At 69.6% G+C, this 20,629-nt stretch carries 22 protein-coding genes and 1 other RNA gene; 2 read left to right on the top strand and 21 right to left on the bottom strand.

Annotated elements, in window-relative coordinates; genetic code table 11:
* Positions 1-20: 20 nt before the first annotated feature.
* From LRS14_RS30135 to LRS14_RS01815, 11 genes are all read right to left on the bottom strand, one after another.
* Positions 21-1,574: a methyl-accepting chemotaxis protein gene (locus LRS14_RS30135; protein ID WP_052736329.1), complete on the bottom strand. Its 1,554-nt coding sequence runs from the start codon at positions 1,572-1,574 to the stop codon at positions 21-23.
* A gap of 88 nt (positions 1,575-1,662) precedes the next feature.
* Complete coding sequence (gene ntrC / locus LRS14_RS01860; protein WP_257798369.1) at positions 1,663-3,336, bottom strand: nitrogen regulation protein NR(I); 1,674 nt, start codon at positions 3,334-3,336, stop codon at positions 1,663-1,665.
* A 31-nt stretch (positions 3,337-3,367) separates the two neighbouring features.
* The gene (gene glnL / locus LRS14_RS01855) at positions 3,368-4,450 is read right to left on the bottom strand and encodes a nitrogen regulation protein NR(II) (protein ID WP_257798368.1); all 1,083 of its coding nucleotides are present in this window, start codon (positions 4,448-4,450) and stop codon (positions 3,368-3,370) included.
* Positions 4,447-4,962, bottom strand: coding sequence for a hypothetical protein (locus tag LRS14_RS01850; RefSeq protein ID WP_257798367.1), 516 nt, complete (start codon positions 4,960-4,962; stop codon positions 4,447-4,449). The genes glnL and LRS14_RS01850 overlap by 4 nt, the downstream gene beginning before the upstream one ends.
* 109 nt (positions 4,963-5,071) lie before the next feature.
* A complete protein-coding gene (gene glnA / locus LRS14_RS01845; protein WP_046113542.1) occupies positions 5,072-6,487 on the bottom strand; it encodes a type I glutamate--ammonia ligase in 1,416 nt (471 codons plus the stop codon).
* Between the two features lie 219 nt (positions 6,488-6,706).
* On the bottom strand, positions 6,707-7,501 hold the full coding sequence (locus LRS14_RS01840) for a molybdopterin-binding protein (RefSeq protein ID WP_046113541.1): 795 nt from the start codon (positions 7,499-7,501) through the stop codon (positions 6,707-6,709).
* On the bottom strand, positions 7,498-8,337 hold the full coding sequence (locus LRS14_RS01835; protein ID WP_257798366.1) for an EI24 domain-containing protein: 840 nt from the start codon (positions 8,335-8,337) through the stop codon (positions 7,498-7,500). Before LRS14_RS01835 ends, LRS14_RS01840 begins: the two co-directional genes overlap by 4 nt.
* An 8-nt stretch (positions 8,338-8,345) precedes the next feature.
* A complete protein-coding gene (locus LRS14_RS01830; RefSeq protein ID WP_257798365.1) occupies positions 8,346-9,317 on the bottom strand; it encodes a sterol desaturase family protein in 972 nt (323 codons plus the stop codon).
* Between the two features lie 7 nt (positions 9,318-9,324).
* Positions 9,325-10,116 carry a polysaccharide deacetylase family protein gene (locus tag LRS14_RS01825; protein WP_257798364.1) on the bottom strand — a complete coding sequence of 264 codons (792 nt, stop codon included), beginning with the start codon at positions 10,114-10,116 and terminating at the stop codon, positions 9,325-9,327.
* Positions 10,100-11,068 (bottom strand): hypothetical protein, encoded by a 969-nt coding sequence (locus tag LRS14_RS01820; protein WP_046113627.1) that lies wholly within the window; start codon positions 11,066-11,068, stop codon positions 10,100-10,102. Before LRS14_RS01820 ends, LRS14_RS01825 begins: the two co-directional genes overlap by 17 nt.
* A gap of 160 nt (positions 11,069-11,228) precedes the next feature.
* Complete coding sequence (locus LRS14_RS01815) at positions 11,229-12,044, bottom strand: TIGR00266 family protein (protein WP_257798363.1); 816 nt, start codon at positions 12,042-12,044, stop codon at positions 11,229-11,231.
* 118 nt (positions 12,045-12,162) lie between these two features.
* Between LRS14_RS01815 and LRS14_RS01810 the strand changes: the two genes are divergently transcribed.
* Positions 12,163-12,987 carry an IclR family transcriptional regulator C-terminal domain-containing protein gene (locus LRS14_RS01810; RefSeq protein WP_046113538.1) on the top strand — a complete coding sequence of 275 codons (825 nt, stop codon included), beginning with the start codon at positions 12,163-12,165 and terminating at the stop codon, positions 12,985-12,987.
* A gap of 229 nt (positions 12,988-13,216) precedes the next feature.
* Here the strand turns inward: LRS14_RS01810 and serC are convergent, their stop codons facing one another.
* From serC to upp, 3 genes are all read right to left on the bottom strand, one after another.
* Entirely contained in the window at positions 13,217-14,299 is a 1,083-nt protein-coding gene (serC, locus tag LRS14_RS01805) for a 3-phosphoserine/phosphohydroxythreonine transaminase (RefSeq protein ID WP_257798362.1), read from the bottom strand.
* Between the two features lie 62 nt (positions 14,300-14,361).
* On the bottom strand, positions 14,362-14,844 hold the full coding sequence (locus tag LRS14_RS01800; RefSeq protein ID WP_257798361.1) for a universal stress protein: 483 nt from the start codon (positions 14,842-14,844) through the stop codon (positions 14,362-14,364).
* 65 nt (positions 14,845-14,909) lie between these two features.
* Positions 14,910-15,551, bottom strand: coding sequence for a uracil phosphoribosyltransferase (gene upp, locus LRS14_RS01795; protein ID WP_046113535.1), 642 nt, complete (start codon positions 15,549-15,551; stop codon positions 14,910-14,912).
* Positions 15,552-15,650: 99 nt separating this feature from the next.
* On the opposite strand from upp, the gene LRS14_RS01790 reads away from it, so the two are divergent.
* A complete protein-coding gene (locus LRS14_RS01790; RefSeq protein ID WP_257798360.1) occupies positions 15,651-16,229 on the top strand; it encodes a histidine phosphatase family protein in 579 nt (192 codons plus the stop codon).
* Positions 16,230-16,292: 63 nt separating this feature from the next.
* Here the strand turns inward: LRS14_RS01790 and LRS14_RS01785 are convergent, their stop codons facing one another.
* The 7 genes from LRS14_RS01785 to ssrA all read right to left on the bottom strand — a co-directional run bounded on the left by LRS14_RS01785 (position 16,293) and on the right by ssrA (position 20,618).
* Positions 16,293-17,036 (bottom strand): NAD-dependent protein deacylase, encoded by a 744-nt coding sequence (locus LRS14_RS01785; RefSeq protein ID WP_046113533.1) that lies wholly within the window; start codon positions 17,034-17,036, stop codon positions 16,293-16,295.
* Positions 17,029-17,781 (bottom strand): 23S rRNA (guanosine(2251)-2'-O)-methyltransferase RlmB, encoded by a 753-nt coding sequence (gene rlmB / locus LRS14_RS01780; RefSeq protein WP_257798359.1) that lies wholly within the window; start codon positions 17,779-17,781, stop codon positions 17,029-17,031. The genes LRS14_RS01785 and rlmB overlap by 8 nt, the downstream gene beginning before the upstream one ends.
* 43 nt (positions 17,782-17,824) lie before the next feature.
* Entirely contained in the window at positions 17,825-18,247 is a 423-nt protein-coding gene (locus LRS14_RS01775) for a universal stress protein (protein ID WP_046113531.1), read from the bottom strand.
* Between the two features lie 63 nt (positions 18,248-18,310).
* Positions 18,311-19,045, bottom strand: coding sequence for a DUF1624 domain-containing protein (locus tag LRS14_RS01770; RefSeq protein WP_257798358.1), 735 nt, complete (start codon positions 19,043-19,045; stop codon positions 18,311-18,313).
* A complete protein-coding gene (locus LRS14_RS01765) occupies positions 19,042-19,719 on the bottom strand; it encodes an RES family NAD+ phosphorylase (protein WP_046113529.1) in 678 nt (225 codons plus the stop codon). Before LRS14_RS01765 ends, LRS14_RS01770 begins: the two co-directional genes overlap by 4 nt.
* A complete protein-coding gene (locus tag LRS14_RS01760; protein ID WP_046113528.1) occupies positions 19,710-20,138 on the bottom strand; it encodes an MbcA/ParS/Xre antitoxin family protein in 429 nt (142 codons plus the stop codon). Before LRS14_RS01760 ends, LRS14_RS01765 begins: the two co-directional genes overlap by 10 nt.
* A gap of 107 nt (positions 20,139-20,245) precedes the next feature.
* Positions 20,246-20,618: a transfer-messenger RNA gene (gene ssrA / locus LRS14_RS01755) on the bottom strand.
* Positions 20,619-20,629: the final 11 nt, after the last annotated feature.

Below are 20,629 nucleotides of genomic sequence, written 5' to 3'. Positions count from 1 at the left end.
CGGGATGCGGGGTCGGGCGATCAGCCGGCCACCACGCGGAAACGGGCCACGGCGCCGGACAGGCTCACCGCCTGCGCCTTGAGGCTTTCGGCGGCGGCGGCGGATTGCTCCACCAGCGCCGCGTTCTGCTGGGTCATGTGGTCGAGCTGGCTAACGGCCTGGCCAACTTCGCCGATGCCCTGGCTCTGCTCGCTGGCCGAGGCGGTGATCTCGCCCACGATGTCGGCCACGCGCTGCACGCTGGCCACGATCTCCTGCATCGTGCGGCCGGCGTCGCCCACCAGGCGGCTGCCGGTGTCCACCCGCTCCACGCTGCTGCCGATCAGCCCGCGGATCTCGCGTGCGGCCTCGCCGGAGCGCTGCGCCAGGCTGCGTACCTCGGAAGCCACCACCGCAAAGCCGCGGCCCTGCTCGCCGGCCCGCGCCGCTTCCACTGCGGCGTTCAGCGCCAGGATGTTGGTCTGGAAGGCGATGCCATCGATGGTGCCGATGATGTCGGCGATGCGGCGCGCACTGGCCTGGATCTCGTCCATCGTGGCCACCACCTGGCCCACCACGGTGCCGCCGCGCTGGGCCACCTCGGCCGCCGAATGGGCCAGCTGGTTGGCGGTGGTGGCGGCATCGGCGCTCTGGCGCACGGTGCCCGTCAGCTGCTCCATCGCGCTCGCGGTTTCCTGCAGGCTGCTGGCCGCCTGCTCGGTGCGGTTGGAGAGGTCGGCATTGCCGCTGGCGATCTCGGCCGAGGCCTGCTGCAGGCCTTCGGTGGAAGCCCGCACGCTGCCCACCATGGTGGAGAGCGCACCGTTCATGTGATGCAGCGCGCGCATCAATGCGCCAAATTCATCGCCGCGCGTGGTATCGATGCGGCGGGTGAGGTCGCCCTGCGCAATGGCGTCGGCCGCCTGCACCGCCTGGTCCAGCGGCCGCTGGATGGAGCGCACCAGCAGCGCACCGGCCACGCCCGACATCACCAGCACCGCCAGCGCACCGGCGGCCAGTTCCCAGGCCAGCGTCGCGCGCCCGGCTTCGGCATCGAGCCGGGCCTGCTGGGCGCGCTGCACCTGCCAGGCGGCGAATTCGTCAATGCCGGCCACATAGGCCTTGGTGGCGGGCTCGTACTGCTGCTTGACCAGCTCTTCCACCGCCGACGGATCGCCCGCGGTCATCGCCTGGCGGATGCGTTCGTTCACCGCGTCCAGCGTGCTGCCCAGGGCGCGCACGCGGTCGCTGATGGCCTGGTCCTCCGGCGAGGTGGCCAGGGCCAGCACTTCGTCGCGCAGCGCCGCGATGCGCTGGGGATCGGCAGCCACCGCGTCCTTGAACCAGGCGGCCACCGCAGGGTCGGCGCCGATGGCGCCGGCGATGCTGCGGATGGCAGCGGCCTCGGCGGCGGCCTTCCATTGCACCGCGCGCTCGGCCAGGCGGGCCAGCGCGGCTTCGGCGCCGGCGGCATCGCGCGCCATGGCGAATGAACGCATCAGGCCCAGGCCGCCGGCCGTCACCAGCAGCAACTGCAGGCACAGGATGGCGGCCCACAGCTTGTGGGACAAGCGCAGGCGGTTCAACAGCGACACGGCGAACCTTTACAACGGCTAGAGACCGTTGGGGTATCGGCCGGCGCACCGCCCGGCTTGAATCCATGAAGCGCCCGCGCGGGGCGCGTCAGTCGTCCAGGCCCAGTTCCTGGATCTTGCGGGTGATGGTGTTGCGGCCGATGCCGAGCTTGTGCGCCGCCTCGATGCGGCGGCCGCGGGTGATGTCGAGCGCGGTGTGGATGAGCTGGCCCTCGAACTGGCGCGTGAGCATGTCCCACACCTCGGGCGAGCCGGCTTCCAGCAGCTGCCGCGCTTCGCGCTCCAGGTCGGCCAGCCAGGGGCGTGGCCCGCCGGCCGGCGGCATGCCGGTGGCCGCATGCCCCCCGCTGCCCGCAATGCCTAGGCCACCCAGGCCACCCAGCCCGCCTGCGCTGCCCAGCCCACCCAGGCCGCCGGCCATGCCCGCCGGGTCGGACGACAGCGGCGGATAGCCGGCGGGCGTACCCGTCGGCGGCGCGCCGCCCTGGCCCACCGGCTCATGCAACGGGCTGGCCGGTACGCCACCGGCCGACACCACCGGCTCGAAGTGGCTGGCCGCAGGCGCGGCGGCATCGGACGGCGGCGGCACTATCATCGGGATGGAAGGCGACACCGCCAGCAGCTCCGGCGGCAGGTCCTTGGCTTCCACCACCTGGGCCGGCGCCATCACCGTGAGCCAGTGGCACACGTTTTCCAGCTGGCGCACGTTGCCGGGGAAGTCGAAGCCCATCAGCCGTTCCAGCGCGGCATCGGTGATGCGCTTGGCCTCCACGCCCAGTTCCTTCGCGCTCTTCTGCAGGAAGAAGCGGGTCAGCGCCGGCACGTCCTCGCGGCGCTCGCGCAGCGCGGGCAGCCGCAGCCGGATCACGTTGAGTCGGTGGAACAGGTCTTCGCGGAACACGCCCTGCTTGACGCGTTCCTCCAGGTTCTGGTGGGTGGCGGCGATCACCCGCACGTTGCTCTTGAGCGGCTGGTGGCCGCCCACGCGGTAGAACTGCCCGTCGCTCAGCACCCGCAGCAGCCGGGTCTGCAGGTCGAACGGCATGTCGCCGATCTCGTCGAGGAACAGCGTGCCGCCGTCGGCCTGCTCGAAGCGGCCGCGGCGCATGGTCTGGGCGCCGGTGAAGGCACCGCGCTCATGGCCGAAGAGCTCGCTCTCCAGCAGGTCCTTGGGGATGGCGGCGGTGTTGATGGCCACGAACGGGCCGTTGCCGCGCGGGCTGTGCTTGTGCAGAGCGCGGGCCACCAGCTCCTTGCCCGAGCCGCTCTCGCCGGTGATCATCACCGTGACGTTGCTCTGGCTCAGCCGGCCGATGGCGCGGAAAACGTCCTGCATCGCCGGGGCCTGGCCCAGCATCTCGGGCATTTCGGCCTGGCGCTCGTCGATCACCGACTCGCGCATGCTCTCGTCCACCGCGCGGCGGATCAGCTCCACCGCCTTGGGCACATCGAAGGGCTTGGGAAGGTACTCGAACGCGCCACCCTGGAAGGCCGACACCGCGCTGTCCAGGTCGGAGTAGGCCGTCATGATGATGACGGGCAGGCCGGGATGGCGCGCCTTCACCTTGCTCAGCAGCTCGATGCCCGAGCCACCCGGCATGCGGATGTCGCTCACCAGCACCTGGGGTGCTTCCTCGTCCAGCGCACTCAGCACATCGCGCGGGTTGGAGAAGCTGCGGACCGCGAACTGCTCGCGGGCCAGGGCCTTCTCGAGTACGAAGCGGATGGATTGGTCGTCGTCGACGATCCAGATGGGTTTCATGCGCGCGGAGTTGCTTTCTAGAGCGGTGTGATCACGGCAGCGGGATCACGATCTTGAACACCGTCCGCCCCGGAACGCTGTCGCATTCGATCGTGCCCTGGTGCTGCTGCACGAAGGTCTGCGCCAGCGTGAGCCCCAAGCCCGACCCGCCATCGCGCCCCGATACCAAGGGGTAGAAGATGCGATCGCTGATGGACTCCGGTACTCCCGGGCCGTTGTCCTCGATATGCAATTCAAGTGCCAGCCGGAAGCGGTTCTTGCCGATGGTGATCTGCCGCGCGATGCGGGTGCGCAGCCAGATGCAGGCGTCGCCCACGAAGATGCGCTCGTGCAGCGCCTGCGCCGCGTTGTGCGCGATGTTCAGCACCGCCTGGATCAGCTGTTCGCGGTCGCCGCGGAACTCGGGGATCGAGATGTCGTAGTCGCGCTCGATCGTCAGCCCGCGCGGAAACTCCGCGGTGATCAGCGCCCGCACCCGCTCGCACACCTCGTGGATGTTGACGTCGCTCACCACGTGCGGGCGACGGTGCGGCGCCAGCAGCCGGTCCACCAGCGCCTGCAGCCGGTCGGCTTCCTGCACGATCACCTGCGTGTACTCGGTCAACTCCTTCGATTCGAGCTCCATCTCCAGCAGCTGCGCCGCGCCGCGGATGCCGCCCAGCGGGTTCTTGATCTCGTGCGCCAGGTTGCGGATCAGCTCCTTGTTGGCCTTCACCTGCCCCAGCGTGCGCTCCTCGCGGTCGTGGCGGGTCTGCTGCTCGATCTCGATCACTTCCACCAGCACGCGCTCGGTCTCGCCGTCGATCTGGTTGACGATCACATGCACCGGCATCGGCTCCAGGTGCACGTTGGGCTGGCGGCGCAGTGCGGCCTCGAAGCGGCCGGTGGCGTAGTCGTTGCGGGCCACCGCCAGCAGCGTGTCGCGCAGCTGCTGCGGCTCGACGAAACAATCCAGCAGCGAGCCGCGTTGCAGCGTGCGCCGCGACAGGCCCATCACCTGCTCGAAGCTCGCATTGGCGAACAGGCATTCGCCGGTGGGCCGGGCCACGGCGATCATCGTGGCCAGCAGGTCGAAGGTGTCGAAGTGGTTCGACGGATGAGACGGCTGCTTCATGAGGGCAGGCGCGACAGCTCGCGGCGGATGGCTTCCACGTCGCCCTCCTTGCGCTGGATGGCGCTGCGCATTTCCTCCACGCGGTCGAGGTAGCGCTGGTAGTTGCGTTCGTTGCCTTGCCGCTCGGGCTGGCCGTTGTTGAATTCCTGCTTCATGGTGGCCAGGCGGTCCTGTTCCTTGCGGAGTTCGGCTTCGAGGATGCGGCGCGCATCGGCATCGCGGGCGCGCTGCTCGCCGGGGTCGATGCGGCCTTCGCTGCCACGCGCCGCCGGCGCGGCGGGCGAGCCGCCGGGTGGATTGGGCGACGCCACCGGCCGAGGCTTGCTGTTCTGCATGACGGTGACCGGTGCGCTCTCGATGGTGCGGCAGCCGCGGTCCTGGGCCTCGCGCGGGGTCAGCTGGTCGGTGTAGAGCACCGGCGGGCCGGGGCAGCGGTAGACCGTGGTGGCCTGCGCCCACGCACTTCCTGCATTCGCCAGCAACACCACCAGCAGCCATCGACGAACCGTCATGCAGAGTCTCTCCAAGGGTCGGATCGATGATTGTGCTGCAGCGGCATTGCCATTCCTTTAACGAAAAAGGGACGGCCGAGGCCGTCCCTTCGAGGCAAGCCCGGGGGGCTTACAGGCTGTAGTACATGTCGAACTCGACCGGGTGCGTGGTCATGCGGAAACGCTGCACTTCCTGCATCTTCAGGTCGATGTACGCATCGATGTACGAATCGGTGAACACGCCACCCTTGGTCAGGAACTCGCGGTCCTTGTCCAGGTATTCCAGCGCCTGGTCCAGGCTGTGGCACACGGTCGGGATCAGCTTGTCCTCTTCCGGCGGCAGGTGGTACAGGTCCTTCGAGGCGGCTTCGCCCGGATGGATCTTGTTTTCCACACCGTCCAGGCCGGCCATGAGCAGCGCCGAGAAGGCCAGGTACGGGTTGGCCATGGGATCGGGGAAGCGCGCCTCGATGCGGCGGCCCTTCGGGTTGGCCACGAACGGGATACGGATCGAGGCCGAGCGGTTCTTGGCCGAGTAGGCCAGCTTCACCGGGGCTTCGAAGCCCGGCACCAGGCGCTTGTAGCTGTTGGTGGTCGGGTTGGTGATCGCGTTCAGCGCGCGGCCGTGCTTGATGATGCCGCCGATGTAGTACAGCGCGAATTCGCTCAGGCCGGCGTAGCCGTCGCCGGCGAACAGGTTCTTGCCGTCCTTCCAGACCGACTGGTGCACGTGCATGCCCGAGCCGTTGTCGCCCACGATGGGCTTGGGCATGAAGGTCAGCGTCTTGCCGTAGCTGCGCGCCACGTTCTGCATCACGTACTTCTGCAGCTGGCACCAGTCGGCGCGCTGCAGCAGGGTGCTGAACTTGGTGCCGAGTTCCATCTGGCCGGCGTTGGCCACCTCGTGGTGGTGCACTTCGACGGGGATGCCCAGCGATTCGAGGATCAGGCTCATTTCCGAGCGCAGGTCCTGGCCCGAATCAACCGGCGGCGTGGGGAAGTAGCCGCCCTTGACGGTGGGGCGGTAGCCGGAGTTGCCGTGCTCGTAGTCCTTGCCGGTGCTCCAGGCGCCTTCCTCGGACTCGATCTTCACGAAGCAGCCCGACATGTCGACCTGCCAGCGCACGCTGTCGAACACGAAGAACTCGGGTTCGGGGCCGAAGAAGGCGGTGTCGCCCAGGCCCGACGACTTCAGGTAGGCCTCGGCGCGCTTGGCCAGCGAACGCGGGTCGCGTTCATAGGCCTTGCCGTCGGCCGGCTCCAGCACGTCGCAGGTGAGGATGACCGTCGGCTCTTCGAAGAACGGGTCGATGTTGGCGGTGTTCGGGTCCGGCATCAGCAGCATGTCCGATGCCTCGATGCCCTTCCAGCCGGCGATCGACGAACCGTCGAAGGCATGGCCGGAAGTGAACTTGTCTTCGTCGAAGTGCGAGATGGGAACCGTAACGTGCTGTTCCTTGCCGCGGGTGTCGGTGAAGCGGAAGTCAACGAACTTGACTTCGTTTTCCTTCACCATGGTCATCACGTCGGCGACAGTCTTTGCCATCAGGAATCTCCTAGCGGGCGCTGGTCTGGGGTGGTTTTAGGGGTAAGAAACGGCAGATCGGGGAATTGCAGGCGGCCCAGGAACGCTGGCTGCCAAGCCCCAAAAAGGCGCATCGGAAATTAGCAGAAAGTGTGCCCGCGGAATCTTACCGGTTCCGGGGCATGGAAACCCCATCTTGGTGCAGCCGAGCGCACCGACTTGGGCTGCCGTGCTGCGGCGTCAACGCACCATTTCCGGGCCAAGCGAAAGCTGCATCGCTTGCAGGCTGCCCAGCAGTTGCGCATAGGCGGCCGGGACGCCGGCGGCGGCACCCTTGACGCCCAGCTCGATGTGGCGGCCGTACTGGGGATGGTCGACGCTGGGCAGGCTGAACACCTTGATCCCGGGGTGGTCGCGCTCCACGGTCTCCATCAGCGGCGTCAGCGTGGCTTCCAGTCCGCCGAACACGATGACCGACTGCTCCACCTGCCGGTGGCTGCCATGCAGCGCGGCATAGCGGCCGTCCAGCAGCCACTCGATCATCGGATGCGCCATCACCGGGAAGCCGGGCACAAAGTGCACCTCGCCCACGCTGAAGCCCGGGATCTTGTTGTACGGGTTGGGGATGATGGCCGCGCCCTCGGGGAACACGCCCATGTTGAGCCGGTGCAGGTTGTCGGGCCGGTCGGGTTCGTAGGGGGTGCCCTGCTCGGCCGCCACGTCGCGCATGCGCTCCTGGATCAGCGCCTTGGCCTCGGGGTGCAGCACCAGCGGCACGCCCAGGGCCGCGGCGGCGGCCTGGCGGCTGTGGTCGTCGGGCGTGGCGCCGATGCCGCCGCAGCTGAAGACCACGTCGCCGCTGGCGAAGGCGTCGCGCAGGGTGGCGGTCATGCGCTCGCGGTCGTCGCCCACGTAGCGGGCCCAGGCCAGCGACAGGCCGCGGGCGGACAGCAGCTCGATGACCTTGGCCAGGTGCTTGTCCTGCCGCTTGCCCGAGAGGATCTCGTCGCCGACGATGATGAGGCCGAAATTCATGGCAGCTGCTCCAGGGGCGCGGGGGTGATGACGGTGGGGCCGGCCTGCATGCGCAGGCGCTGCAGCGCCGCCAGGCCGTAATGGGTGAACCAGAGCGACGAGAAGGCGAACACCAGCGTGTACAGCCAGACCGAGGCCACGATGAGGATGGGCGCCAGCACCAGCGTCATGGCGCTCACCGCCCACAGCAGCGAAGGCGCGGCGCCCAGGTAGCCGCACACCACGCCGATGCCCATCAACGGCCAGCGGTGCTGGCGCAGCAGCAGCTGGCGCTCCTCGGCGCTGGCATGGTCGGCCAGCGCATCGAAGGCCATCACGCGGTAGGTGAGCCAGCCCCACACCAGCGGCGGGATCACCAGCACCAGCGGCGGGATGAGCCACAGCGGCACGCTGGCCGCCAGCACGATGAAGGCCAGCAGCGTGTAGCCCAGCGAATAGGCCACCGAGCTGGCCAGGCCCGCGCCATGCCGGCGCTCCAGCATCGGGAAGCGGCGGCGGGCCACCAGGGACACCAGCGCCGGCGTCATCATCATGGCCACCAGCACCAGCGACACCAGCACGATGACCGGCACCGCCAGCGCCACCACGATCAGCGGCGCGAGCACTGCGCGAAAGCCCTGCGCGCCCATGGAGTCCAGCCACTGCAGGAAGGCCGAGGTGAGCAGCCAGCTCTCCATCGTGGCGCGCACGCCGTCGATGGCCGCTTCATAGAAGAACCAGCCGGCGGCCAGCGTGAGGCCGCCGGCCACCAGCAGCGGCAGCAGCGACATCGCGATCACGCGCGGGTGCAGGCAGTAGGCGCTGGCGCGCCAGAAGGCATCGATGAGTTCTTTCATGCCGCCCATCATCCCCTGCCGGCCAGGCGCTTGAGGCCCAGCCACTGCTGGGCCCAGAAGCCGCGGCCGTAGTCCCGGCCGCCCTGGTCGGGCAGCTGGTCGCGGATGCCGGTGGGCTCCACCGGCCGGTCGAACTCGGCGGTGCCGAACAACACGTCCCACAGCGGGAACAGCACCGCGAAGTTGTGGCCACCCAGCGTGCCCGCGCCGTTCGATTCATGGCCGATGCCGATGGCGTGGTGCACCCGGTGAAAGCGCGGGCTGACCAGCAGCCGGTCGCCCCAGCGGCCGAAACCCAGCCGCACGTTGGCATGCGACAGGCTTTCCAGCAGCTGCGTGATTACCACCACCGCCACGAACTGTCCCGGCGCGATGCCGACTGCCAGACCCACCAGCACGAACACGCTGTCGTGGATGAGGTCGTCCAGCAGGTGGTTGCGGTTGTCGCTCCACAGGGTCATCTGGCGCTGGCTGTGGTGCACCGCATGCAGCTGCCACCACCAGCTGAACTGGTGCTGCGCCCGGTGCAGCGCATAGCCCACCAGGTCGAACAGCAGCAGGTACATCAGCAAGGACACCCAGGCCACGTCGGTGACGCCGGGCCACAGGTTGTCCAGGTGAAAGGTAGGCAGGCCCTGCAGCCGCAGCCAGCCGATGCCGTCGTTCCACAGCGGCACCAGCGTGAAGAAGAGGGCCAGCCGGAACAGGCCCAGGCGGTGGATCAGCGTGTACAGCACGTCGGTGCGCACGGCGGCGCGGTCGGTCAGCGGCTCGGCGGGCCGCCAGCGCTCCAGCGCGCGGAAGACGGTGAGCATCACCACGATCTGCAGCAGCCCGGCCAGCAGCCAGCCGGTGGCGTCGAAGGCGTCTTCCAGCAGGTTGCCCATGCCCAGCGTGTACAGCGCCGGCTGCACCGCCTGCTCGAACAGCCACTGCTGCGCGGTGCCGAAGACGTCGATGAGGGAATCGAGAGCGGTCATGGACAGGTCAACGCGGCGCGGCCGCGGCGGCATACAGCGGATGCTCGCGCAACGTGGCGAAGCACAGGCCGCGGGCCTGCAGGCCGGTGACCAGCGGCTCCAGCACGGCCGGCGCCCAAGGGTCCTGGCGCGACCAGATGCCCAGGTGCGCCAGCAGGATGTCGCCCGGCCGCACCTTCTGCAGCGCCTGGGACAGCAGCTTGTCGTTGGGGTACTTGTCGCTGGGCAGCTCGTCGCCCAGGAAGCCGGCCGGCGACCAGCCGACGTGGGTGAAGCCGCAGGCCTTGGCCGCGGCCAGCAGCGCCGGCGAGGTGCGGCCGGCCGGCGCGCGGAACAGCGGCAGCATCGCCTGGCCGGTCATCGCCTGGAAGCGCTCGGCAGGCCGGCGCAGCTCGGCGCAGTACTGCGCGGGCGTGAGCGTCAGCGTCTTGCCGGCATCCGGCCCGGCGGTGGGCCGCAGGCGCAGGCCGGCGGCGGTGTCGGCCTGCCACACCAGGTGGTCCCAGGTATGGGAGCCGAAGGCATGGCCCTCGGCGGCGCGCGCCTTCCACCAGGGCGCCCATTCGTCGTCCAGGCTGCTGCCGTCGGTGCGGGTGCGCTCGTTGGCCAGGAAGAAGGTGGCCTTCACGCCGTGGCGGGCCAGCACCTCGGCCACCAGCGGCGCCACGCCCATGTGGCCGGTGTCGAACGTGAGGTAGACCGGTTTGGCGCAGCCGGCAGCGGCCGCCGTGCCCGCAGCGGCCAACGCCGCCGCGGCGGCCAGGAGGCGCAGGCCGCTGCGGCTAGATGCGGCTCGCATGGGCCAGCGTCCACACCCCGTGCGGCGACTTGCCCACGGGCACCTGCCGCACCACCTCGCGCCGGGTGATGTCGATGAAGGTGAGCTTGCGCGCCCAGCGCGAGGTCACCATGAGCGTGCGGCCGTCGTTGAGCATCTCCATGCAGTCCGGGCCGCCGGGCGCGGGATAGTGCTCCACCACGCTCAGCGACTGGGTGTCCAGCAGGCTGATGGTGTTGGCCACCCGGTTGCTGACGAACACATGCCGCCGGTCGCCGCGGGCGCGGAAGGCATGGGCGCCGGCCGCCGTCTTGATGCGCTTGACCAGCCGCGGCTGCGCGCCGGTGACGTCATAGGCCTCGACGAACTGGTCGCCGGTCAGCGCCACCAGCAGCGTGCGGTCGTCGGCGGTGAGGAACACATCCGCCGGCATCTTGCCGATGGGCACCTTCCAGCGCGGCGCCTGGGTGTGGATGTCGATGGCCATCAGCTCGTCGCTGTCCTGCATCGACGAATAGATGACGCTGCTGCGGCTGTCGATGGCCAGGTGGCTGGGCGTGCGGCTGGCGGCCACGCGCTTGACCAGCGCCAGCGGTTGCGCGGCGTCGGCCGGCTGCCAGCGGTACAGGTCGATGTGGTTCAGCCGGTTGGCGGCAGTGACGAACCACTTCATGTCCGGCGAGAAGCGCAGGTGGTAGGGATCGATGATGTCGGTCACCACCCGCTGCACCAGGCCGCTGACGGGATCGATGAAGGTGAGCGAGTCGCTCAGCGCATTGGCCACGATGACGGACTTCTCATCGGGCGTCAGGTACAGGTGGTGCGGCTCCTTGCCGGTGGGCAGGCGCCGGATCTCGGTGAAGCTGGCCGGATCGATCACGCTGACGCTGGCGTCCAGCGAGTTCAGCACGAAGATGGGACCCGCCTTGGCCGGCGGGGTGGCCGGCTGGGCGATGGCCGCACCGGGCAGCACCCCGGCGCTGGCCAGGCCGGCCGCGGCACCCGCCGCCAGGAACGTTCGCCGGCACAGCGGCCGGGCCGAAGGAATGACTTTCAAGACGCACCACCCGGAAACGGGCTGCCGTTATGCAACCCGCTAGTGTAGGCGGAGCGCCCTGCCGGGCACCCGCCGTCTACTCGTCGTCCCCGCCGCCGAGGATGCCACCCAGCAGGCCGCCGGCGTCCACGCCGCCCAGCACCGAACCTTCTTCCCGCGCGCCGCCGCGCTGCGGTGCCGCGGCGAAGATGCGCGAGGCCAGGCGCGACAGCGGCAGGCTCTGCAGCCAGATGGTGCCGGGGCCGGTGAGCTTGGCGAAGAACAGGCCCTCGCCGCCGAACAGCGCCGTCTTGATCTTGCCCACGTACTGGATCTCGAAGCTGACGTTGGGCGTGTAGGCCACCACGCAGCCGGTGTCCACCAGCAGGGTTTCGCCGGGCTGCAGCTCGCGCTTGACCACGGTGCCGCCGGCGTGCACGAAGGCCAGGCCGTCGCCTTCCAGCTTCTGCATGATGAAGCCTTCACCCCCGAAGAAGCCGACCGACAGCTTCTGCTGCAGCGCGATGCCCAGCGACACGCCACGCGCAGCGCACAGGAAGGCGTCCTTCTGGCAGATCAGCGTGCCGCCCAGGCGGCTCAGGTCCATTGCCATGATCTTGCCGGGGTACGGCGAAGCGAAGGCGATGCGGCGCTTGACGTTGGCCTCGTTGGTGTAGATGGTCGTGAACAGCGATTCGCCGGTGACCAGCCGCTTGCCCGCGCCCAGCAGCTTGCCGAAGAAGCCGCCCTGGCTCTTGGAGCCGTCGCCGAACACCGTGTCCATGCCGATGCCGGCATCCATGAACATCATGCTGCCGGCTTCGCCGATGGCAGCTTCGCCGGGGTCGAGCTCGACCTCGACGTACTGCATTTCGGCGCCCTTGATCTCGTAGTCGACGACGTCCATGGCCATGATGGTGGCTCCTGTCTCTGGCATGAGGTGGTTGAAACGGGCGCGATGGTAACGAAGCGGCGCTGCCGATAATGCGCCGCCCGCAACGCCCGCGGCGAGCCGCCCGCCCGCCCCTTCGATGCCCGACCTGCCGCCCTCCCCCGCCCCTGCTGCCCAGGCCGATGCCGCCGAGCGCCCGAAGCCCGGCGACACCTATGTGCAGTCGTTCGCCCGCGGGCTGGCGGTCATCCGATCCTTCAGCGCCGAGGCCCCGACGCAGACGCTGACGGAGGTGGCCACCCGCACCGGCCTCACCCGCGCCGGCGCGCGCCGCATCCTGCTCACGCTGGAAGGCCTGGGCTACGTGGAGGCGCAGGGCCGGCAGTTCCGCCTCACGCCCAAGATCCTGGACCTGGGCTTTGCCTACCTGTCGTCGCTGCCGCTGTGGAACCTGGCCGAGCCGGTGATGGAAACCCTGGTGGCCGAGGTGAAGGAGAGCTGCTCGGCCGCGGTGCTGGACGGCGCCGAACTGGTGTACGTGCTGCGGGTGCCCACGCACAAGATCATGCGCATCAACCTGGGCATCGGCAGCCGGCTGCCGGCTTTCTGCACCTCGATGGGCCGGGTGCTGCTGGCTGGCCTGCCGCCCGAGGAAGCGCGGGCCCGGCTCGCCTCGCGCGAGCGGCTGCCCTGGACCTCGCGCACCGTGGTGGAGCTGGAAGCCCTGGTGGCGCTGGTGGAGGAAACCCGGCGGCAGGGCTGGTGCCTGGTGAACCAGGAACTGGAGGAAGGCCTGGTCTCGCTGGCCGCACCCATCGTCGACCGCACCGGCCGCACCATCGCCGCGCTGAACATCAGCGGCCAGGCCAACCGCACGCCGCCGGCGGTGATGGTCGAACGCTTCCTGCCGCTGCTGCTGCAGGCCTCGCGGGACATCGCGCGGCTGCTGCAGTTCAAGACATAGCATTCAGCCGCCGGGTCGCCCCAAGGCTGAATGCGCCCCCTGGGGGCAGCGAGCGCAGCGAGCTTGGGGGCTCCACGTTCAGCCGCCGGGCCGCCCCAAGGCTGAATGCGCCCCTCGGGGGCAGCGAGCGCAGCGAGCTTGGGGGCGCCACGTTCAGCCGCCGGGCCGCCCCAAGGCTGAATGCGCCCCCTGGGGGGCAGCGAGCGCAGCGAGCTTGGGGGCACCGTGCTCAGCCCTTTTCAGCCTCGAACTCCTTCATGTAGTCCACCAGCGCCTGCACCGCCTCCAGCGGCACCGCGTTGTAGATGGACGCGCGCATGCCGCCCACCACGCGGTGGCCCTTGAGCTGCACCATGCCGCGCGCCTCGGCGCCCTTCAGGAACGCGGCGTCGAGCGACGGGTCGGACAGGCGGAAGGGCACGTTCATCAGCGAGCGGTCCTCGCGCGCCACCGGGCTGGTGTAGAAGCCGCTGGCATCGATCGCGCCGTACAGCAGGCTGGCCTTGGCCTGGTTGAGGCGGGCCATGCCTTCCAGCCCGCCCTGCGCCTTGATCCACTTGAACACCAGCCCGGCGATGTAGATCGCGTAGGAGGGCGGCGTGTTGATCATCGAATCGTTGTCGGCCAGGTGCTTGTAGTCGAACACCTGCGGGGTGATGGGCAGCGCGCCGCCCAGCAGGTCGTCGCGCACGATCACCAGCGTGAGGCCGGCCGGGCCGATGTTCTTCTGCGCGCCGCCATAGATCAGGCCGTAGCGGCTCACGTCCACCGGCTTGCTCAGGAAGTTGCTGGACATGTCGGCCACCAGCGGCACGTCGCCGGTGTCGGGCGTCCAGTGGTATTCCACGCCGCCGATGGTCTCGTTGCTGCAGATGTGCACGTAGGCGGCATCGGGGTCGAGCCGCCAGCTGTCCTGCTTCGGCACGTGCGTGAAGCGGCTGCCTTCGGCGGTGGCGGCCACGCGCGCAGTGCAGTACTTGCCGGCTTCCTCGATCGACTTCTTCGACCACTCGCCGGTGTGCACGTAGTCGGCGCTTTGGCGCCCACGCAGCAGGTTCATCGGCAGGATGGCGTTCTGGCCCAGGGCGCCGCCCTGCATGAACAGCACCTTGTAGTTCGACGGGATGTTCAGCAGCTCGACCAGCAGCGCCTTGGTCTCGGCCAGGATGCCGATGAACTCCTTGCCGCGGTGGCTCATCTCCATGACGGACATGCCCGAGCCGTGCCAGTCCAGCATCTCGGCCGCGGCCTCGCGCAGCACCGGTTCAGGAAGCGCGGCCGGGCCGGCGCTGAAGTTGAAAACACGTGTCATGGAAAAACGGCTCCAGGGTCGGCTGGTTCACGGAGCCCGGCAGGATAGCGCCTCGCCCGGCATCAGCCTTCGTCGGGCAGTTCGTCCGGGCCGGTGGCCGGTGGTGCCTCGGCCGGCGGCGCATGGCGAACGATGGTCACCGGCACGCCGGCATGCTGCAGCACCTCCTGCGAGACCGAGCCCAGCAGCGCCTCGCTCAACGCGCCGTGGCCGAAGGTGCCCATCACGATGGCGTCGCATTGCTCGCGCTCGGCCACCTCCACGATCTGCTGCGCCGGATCGCCGGTGGTGATCTCCACTTCGTAGGCCAGGCCGGCCGCGTCCAGCAGCGCCTGCGCCGACTGCAGCGCGCTCTCGCCCGCCTCGCGCGCGGCGGCGGCGCGGGCATCGGCATCGCGCAGCATCAGCACTTCGTACAGGTGGGTGGGTTCCTGCACGTTCAGCAGCAGGAAGCTGGCCTGCAGACCATCGCGCGCCAGGCGCAGGCCATGGTGGATGGCATCGAGCGAACGCGCGGAACCGTCGACGGGCAGCAGGATGCGCATGGGCACTCTCCGGGCAGTGGGCACCGGCCCATCTTGCCACCGGGCGTGCTGGCGTCAGCGCGGGTTCACACGGTGTCTTCGAACTTGGTGCCGAAGAGCTTGTCGCCGGCGTCGCCCAGGCCGGGAATGATGTAGCCGTTGGCGTCCAGGTGGCTGTCGATGGCGGCCGTCCAGCAGCGCACGTCGGGGTGCGCAGCCTGCAGCGCGGCAATGCCCTCGGGCGCGGCCACTAGCACCAGCGCCCGCACGTCGGTGCAGCCACGGTCCTTCAGCAGCTGCGCGGTGGCGATCATCGAGCCGGCGGTGGCCAGCATCGGGTCGATGATGAGCGCGGTGCGCTGCTCCAGGTGGCCGACGAACTTCTCGAAGTAGCGCTCGGGCTGCAGCGTCTCGTGGTTGCGCGACAGGCCCACCACGCTCACCTTGGCGCCGGGCACGATGTCCAGCACGCCGTCCAGCATGCCCAGGCCGGCGCGCAGGATGGGCACCACCGTCACCTTGCGGCCCTGGATCTGCTCCACCTCCACCGGGCCGCTCCAGCAGGGCAGCGTGACCTTGCACAGCGGGAAGTCGGCCGTGGCCTCGTAGGCCAGCAGCCGGGCCAGCTCCTGCGTGAGGGCGCGAAAGTCCTTGGTGGTGATGCCGGCCTCGCGCAGCAGGCCAATCTTGTGGCGCACCAGGGGATGGGCGATCTGGATGACGGGCATGCCGGGGTTTTAGCGAGCTTCGTGCCAAGGCGCCAGCCCGGCCTGCCGCCAAACCCGAGGCGGAAGTGCGGCCATGCGGCAGGCCCTACCCTCGCGCGCATGCCGCACCGCCTTCCACACCGCCGCGTCCTCGTCCTGCTGCTGGCTGCCGCCGGCGCCCTGGCTGCCCTGCCAGCCCATGCCGATCCGCAGGCCGCGCTGGCCGCACTGCGGGAGCCGGGCACGGTGGTGCTGATGCGGCATGCACGGGCGCCGGGCGTGGGCGACCCGGCCGGCTTCAAGCTCGGCGACTGCAGCACCCAGCGCAACCTGAACGACGAGGGCCGCGCCGATGCCCGCGCGGCCGGCCAGCGGCTGCGTGCGGCGGGTGTGAAGGTGGGCAAGCTGCTCAGCTCGCCGTGGTGCCGCTGCCTGGAGACGGCCCGGCTGCTGGACCTGGGTCCGGTCGTGGCCGATCCCGCCTTCGGCAGCACCTTTCGCTCCGAAACCAGCAGCGACGACGTCACCGCCGCCGCACGCCGCGTGATCGCCGATTGGCGCGGCCCCGGCGTGCTGCTGGCGGTGACGCACCAGGTCAACATCCAGGCCCTCACGGGGCGCAGCACCTCGTCGGGCGAGATGATCGTGCTCAAGCGGCAAGCCGACGGCGGCCTGCGCGAGGTGGGTGCGCTGGAATAAGGCGGCGCTTCTTCGGCCGTCCATCGGCCTTCCAGCGTCCATCAACCGCCGTTCAGGCGTTCCTCAGGCCGCCAGCAGGCGCGGCAGCAGCCCGGCGGCGGTGCCGGCCAGGTGCTCGTCGGCATCGCCGTCGATCTCGGTGGCGGCCGGGTTGACGATGGCGACCCAGGCGCCCGCGCGGCGGGCGATGCCGGCCAGCCCGGCCGCCGGCCACACTGCGCCGGAGGTGCCCACCACCAGCATCACCGTGCAGCCGCGGGCGGCGTCCTCGGCGTCGGCCAGGACATCGGCCGGCAGTGCTTCGCCGAACCACACCACGCCCGGCCGCACCAGGTTGCCGCATTGCGCGCAACGCGGCGGATGACCGGGCAGCGCCTGCCGCAGGTCGCAGGGCGGCATGTGGCGGCTGGGGGCCAGCCAGCGGTCCTGCAGCAGGTCGCCGTGCAGCCGCAGCACGCCGTCCAGGCCGGCGCGCTGGTGCAGGTCGTCCACGTTCTGGGTCACCACCGTGAGCACGCCCGGCCGGCGCTGCGCAAAGGCCGCGAGTGCCTGGTGGCCTGCATGCGGCTGCGCGCGGCGCACGCCTTCGCGCCGCTGCTGGTACCAGTCCCACACCAGCTGCGGATCGGCCCGGAAGCCCGGTTCGCTGGCCAGCTGCATCGGATCGAAGCGGGCCCACAGGCCGGTCTGCGCATCGCGGAACGTGGGAATGCCGCTCTCGGCACTCATGCCCGCGCCGGTGAGCACGCACACGCGGGACGCGCGGGCGATGCGCTCGCGCAGCACGCGCACGGCGGCTTCAGGCACCGGAGCCGCCCGCCCCGCCGCGCTGGCGCAGGGCTTCGTACAGGCACACGCCGGAGGCGACGGAGACGTTCAGGCTCTCCACCGCGCCGCGCATCGGGATGCGCACCAGCTCGTCGCAGGTCTTGCGCGTAAGCTGCCGCATGCCGGGCCCCTCGGCGCCCAGCACCAGCGCCACCGGGCCGGTGAGGTCCACGTCGTACACCGTGCGCTCGGCATCGTCGCTGGTGCCGATGATCCGCAGCCCGCGGTCCTTCAGCTCGTTGAGGGTGCGGGCCAGGTTGGTCACCATCAGGTAGGGCACGGTCTCGGCGGCGCCGCTGGCCACCTTGGCCACCGTGGCATTGAGGCCCACGGCATGGTCGCGCGGGGCCACCACCGCATGGGCACCGGCGCCATCGGCCACGCGCAGGCAGGCGCCCAGGTTGTGCGGGTCGGTCACGCCATCCAGCACCAGCACCAGCGGATCGCCGGGCACCTGGTCCAGCACGTCGTCCAGGCTGTGCTGCTGCACCAGCGGGCTCACCTTGGCCACCACGCCCTGGTGGCGGGTGGTGCCGCCGATGCGCGACAGGCGCTCGTCGTCGCTGTCCACCAGCTTGGCGCCGGCCTCCTTGGCGCGCTCGACGAACTGCCGCATGCGGGCGTCGCGGCGGGTGGAATCGACGTGGATCTCGCTGATGGACGACGGAGCCGTCTTCAAGCGCACGGTGACGGCATGGAAGCCGAACAGGACCTTGGAACTCATGCCCGCATGGTACGACCCGCGGCGGCGGGCACCCTGCGCGCGGTCAGCGCACGATCAGCACCGGCACCTTGCACAGCCCCAGCACCTTGGCCGTGACGGAGCCCAACACCATGCTGGCCAGTGCGCCGTGGCCATGCGAGCCCATCATCAGGATGTCGAACCTGCCGTGGTCGGCCGCTTCGGCAATCGTCGCGGCCGAGGGCCCGATCTTGGACAGGAAGCTGGCCTTCAGCGATTGCTGCTCGAAGAACTTGCGCACCGGGTCCAGCACCTCGGCGGCCTGGTCGCGGTAGTAGCGCTCGCACACCTCGCGGCCCAGCATGTGGGCGGCATTGTGAGGCAAGGTGGGCTCCACGTGCAGCACGGTGTATTCGTGCTGCGGGCCCAGCCATTCGTCATGCGCCGCCACGTAGGCCAGCATGCGCTTGGTGTAGGGGCTGCCATCGGCGGCGATCAGGATCTTCATCGCGTACTCCTGCGGTTGACGCAACGAGTATGCGCAGGCGGCCCGCGACGCCTTTGCCCTGCATCAAGCCCGCTGCAGGAGCGTCAGCAGGCCGATGAAGACCGGCTGGTGCAGCATGTACACGGTGAGCGGCCGGCGCCCCAGCCACACCAGCGGCCGGGCCCAGCCGGACAGCGGCCGCTGCACAGGCGCCTGTGGCCGCCGCAGCCACCACAGCATGGCCGCCACGCCCCACAGCATCACGCCCAGCCAGGGCAGCAGCGGCACATAGTCCTCGGTGGCCGGCTTGCGGGTCACCAGGCCCACCCAGTTGGTCCAGCGGTTGTCGAAGAACGGATGCTGGATCACCAGCGGTGCCAGCACCGCCAGTGCGCCGGCCGCCAACAGCAGCGCAGGCAGCCACGGCGCGGACAGCCAGCGGGGCCGCAGCGTGGCGCGCAGCACCAGCAGCATCAGCGCAATGCCATGCAGCACGCCGAAGCTGATCCAGCTGCGCGGAAACATCCAGGCGGAGCCGACCGAGACCAGCACCGCGCAAGCCGCCACCTGCAGCCAGCGCCGCCAGAAGCGGCCCGGAACCTGGCCCTGCCGCAGCGCCACTGCCTGGCCCGCGCCGGCACACAGCAGGAACAGGCTGACGATGGCGGTGCGTTGCAGCGTCCAGAACGGGTCATCGTAGAAGTCCTGCGCCGGGATCAGCCGGAACTGGTGCAGGTCGAAGCTGAGGTGGAAGCCCATCATCCACACGATGGCCGCGCCGCGCAGCGCATCCAGCCAGGCCAGGCGCTGCGTGTTCATTCCACCTTTTCGTACACGTCGGTGAAGGCCTTGCCGTCCCAGGCATACAGCAGCACGGCCGCATGCACGCAGCCGCGTGCGCCGGTGGGTTTGAACAGGCCCACGCACTGCCCGCCGGGATGGCGCACGCTGCGGTAGGCCACGCCGGCCGAGCCCTGGTCGTGCAGCTGCCGGCCCAGGGCCTGGGCAGCGCGGTAGTCATCCGGGTGGTAGACGGCTTCGGGCGCCGCGTCGTCAGGCCGCAGGTCGTGCAGGCGGGCGTCGATGCTCACCTTGTACAGCCGCATCGGCAGGTGCATCGGCCCCTGCGCGGTGGCCGCAAGGAAGCGGCCATGGTGGTAGCGCGTCTCGGCCACCGCGGTGGCACGGTCGGCAGCCGCATAGAACACGCCGAAGCTGCCGTCGGAAAACCGGCTGCCCAGCGGATTGAGGTGGGTGAAGGCGGCCATGATCGGCCCGGTGCCGGGACCGAAGATGCGGTCCTGCGGCGGCACCAGGTGGATCTGCCCCACTTCGTCGCGCACGCGGTCATTGGTCATCGATTCCAGCGCATACAGCGCATCGAAATCATCGGGACCGGCCACGCGGTCGAACAGGTACACCGAGGGATGGCGGGTGGGCACGATCCGGCAGGCCTGCGCCCAGCGGATGCGGCGTACTGCAGTCACGACCATCCGCCTCCGCGCACCGCGTCCAGGTACTGGCGCACCGCGGTCAGGTCGCTCAGGTTGCCCGCCAGCATGCGGTCGAGCGCGCTGCGGCCGCCGAACGGCGTGGCCGTGTTGGGCTGGCGCACCCAGGCGTCGGCCGCCGCGGTGTCGGGCAGCAGGATCTGCAGCGCCTTGTAGATGCCCAGCAGGTTGGACAGCCGCTCCAGGGTATCGCGCGACAGGTGGGCCTTGTCCGGCTGCTTGCGCCAGGCAAACAGCGTGGACCGGCCGGGGCTGCCCAGCAACACCAACTGCTCGTCCACCGACAAGCCCCACAAGGCGGCAATGCGCTCGAAGGCCCGCAAGCCTGCGGCGGCCATTTGCTGCTCGGTGATGTCGGGCGCGGCGGATTGCGAGGCAGGGAGCGCGGTCACAATGCCCATCCAGATTTGTACATGACGGTGAATCTAGTCCAGATTCAGACGAAAGTACAGTTGCGGATGGAAAAGAAAAAGGCCCCGTCGTCACCGACGGAGCCTTGATCGTGGTTTGGTGGAGCCGGGGGGAATCGAACCCCCGTCCGCGAACCATCACCGGACAGTTCTACATGCGTAGCTGACTGATTTGGAGTCTCACGCTCAGGTCGCGCAGCAGCACGCTACCTTTCACGCCAGTCACTTAATCTCGTCCTGAACCGAGTGACCCGGCCCAGAACCAGCCAATGTGAATGACCTCTCAGCCTAGGATCTTGCGACCTTCAGCCCGGCCCATCGGCCAACCGTTGAGAGGCTCACCGGTGTTAAGCGGCGAGGGCGAAACGTTCGTCGTTCGCAGTTACTTTGTTTCCAGTGGTTTTACGAGCGAACTGGTGCTCGGCATGCCCTGCGCCGGATCCGTACCCACGTCGAAACCAGGTCGGCCCCAGGACTGCGTA

The sequence above is a fragment of the Aquincola sp. J276 genome (assembly GCF_024700035.1).
GTDB classification, from domain to species: Bacteria; Pseudomonadota; Gammaproteobacteria; order Burkholderiales; family Burkholderiaceae_C; genus Aquincola; species Aquincola tertiaricarbonis.
Note: the sequence above shows the minus strand (reverse complement) of the source record. Positions and strands in the feature narration are given on the sequence as shown.

Bases quoted from the DNA above. Each gene is read 5' to 3' on its own strand.
- ntrC (WP_257798369.1), bottom strand. From the start codon at position 3,336: ATGAAACCCATCTGGATCGTCGACGACGACCAATCCATCCGCTTCGTA.
- glnL (WP_257798368.1), bottom strand. From the start codon at position 4,450: ATGAAGCAGCCGTCTCATCCGTCGAACCACTTCGACACCTTCGACCTG.
- LRS14_RS01850 (WP_257798367.1), bottom strand. From the start codon at position 4,962: ATGACGGTTCGTCGATGGCTGCTGGTGGTGTTGCTGGCGAATGCAGGA.
- glnA (WP_046113542.1), bottom strand. From the start codon at position 6,487: ATGGCAAAGACTGTCGCCGACGTGATGACCATGGTGAAGGAAAACGAA.
- LRS14_RS01840 (WP_046113541.1), bottom strand. From the start codon at position 7,501: ATGAATTTCGGCCTCATCATCGTCGGCGACGAGATCCTCTCGGGCAAG.
- LRS14_RS01835 (WP_257798366.1), bottom strand. From the start codon at position 8,337: ATGAAAGAACTCATCGATGCCTTCTGGCGCGCCAGCGCCTACTGCCTG.
- LRS14_RS01830 (WP_257798365.1), bottom strand. From the start codon at position 9,317: ATGACCGCTCTCGATTCCCTCATCGACGTCTTCGGCACCGCGCAGCAG.
- LRS14_RS01825 (WP_257798364.1), bottom strand. From the start codon at position 10,116: ATGCGAGCCGCATCTAGCCGCAGCGGCCTGCGCCTCCTGGCCGCCGCG.
- LRS14_RS01815 (WP_257798363.1), bottom strand. From the start codon at position 12,044: ATGGCCATGGACGTCGTCGACTACGAGATCAAGGGCGCCGAAATGCAG.
- LRS14_RS01810 (WP_046113538.1), top strand. From the start codon at position 12,163: ATGCCCGACCTGCCGCCCTCCCCCGCCCCTGCTGCCCAGGCCGATGCC.
- serC (WP_257798362.1), bottom strand. From the start codon at position 14,299: ATGACACGTGTTTTCAACTTCAGCGCCGGCCCGGCCGCGCTTCCTGAA.
- LRS14_RS01800 (WP_257798361.1), bottom strand. From the start codon at position 14,844: ATGCGCATCCTGCTGCCCGTCGACGGTTCCGCGCGTTCGCTCGATGCC.
- upp (WP_046113535.1), bottom strand. From the start codon at position 15,551: ATGCCCGTCATCCAGATCGCCCATCCCCTGGTGCGCCACAAGATTGGC.
- LRS14_RS01790 (WP_257798360.1), top strand. From the start codon at position 15,651: ATGCCGCACCGCCTTCCACACCGCCGCGTCCTCGTCCTGCTGCTGGCT.
- rlmB (WP_257798359.1), bottom strand. From the start codon at position 17,781: ATGAGTTCCAAGGTCCTGTTCGGCTTCCATGCCGTCACCGTGCGCTTG.
- LRS14_RS01775 (WP_046113531.1), bottom strand. From the start codon at position 18,247: ATGAAGATCCTGATCGCCGCCGATGGCAGCCCCTACACCAAGCGCATG.
- LRS14_RS01770 (WP_257798358.1), bottom strand. From the start codon at position 19,045: ATGAACACGCAGCGCCTGGCCTGGCTGGATGCGCTGCGCGGCGCGGCC.
- LRS14_RS01765 (WP_046113529.1), bottom strand. From the start codon at position 19,719: ATGGTCGTGACTGCAGTACGCCGCATCCGCTGGGCGCAGGCCTGCCGG.
- LRS14_RS01760 (WP_046113528.1), bottom strand. From the start codon at position 20,138: ATGGGCATTGTGACCGCGCTCCCTGCCTCGCAATCCGCCGCGCCCGAC.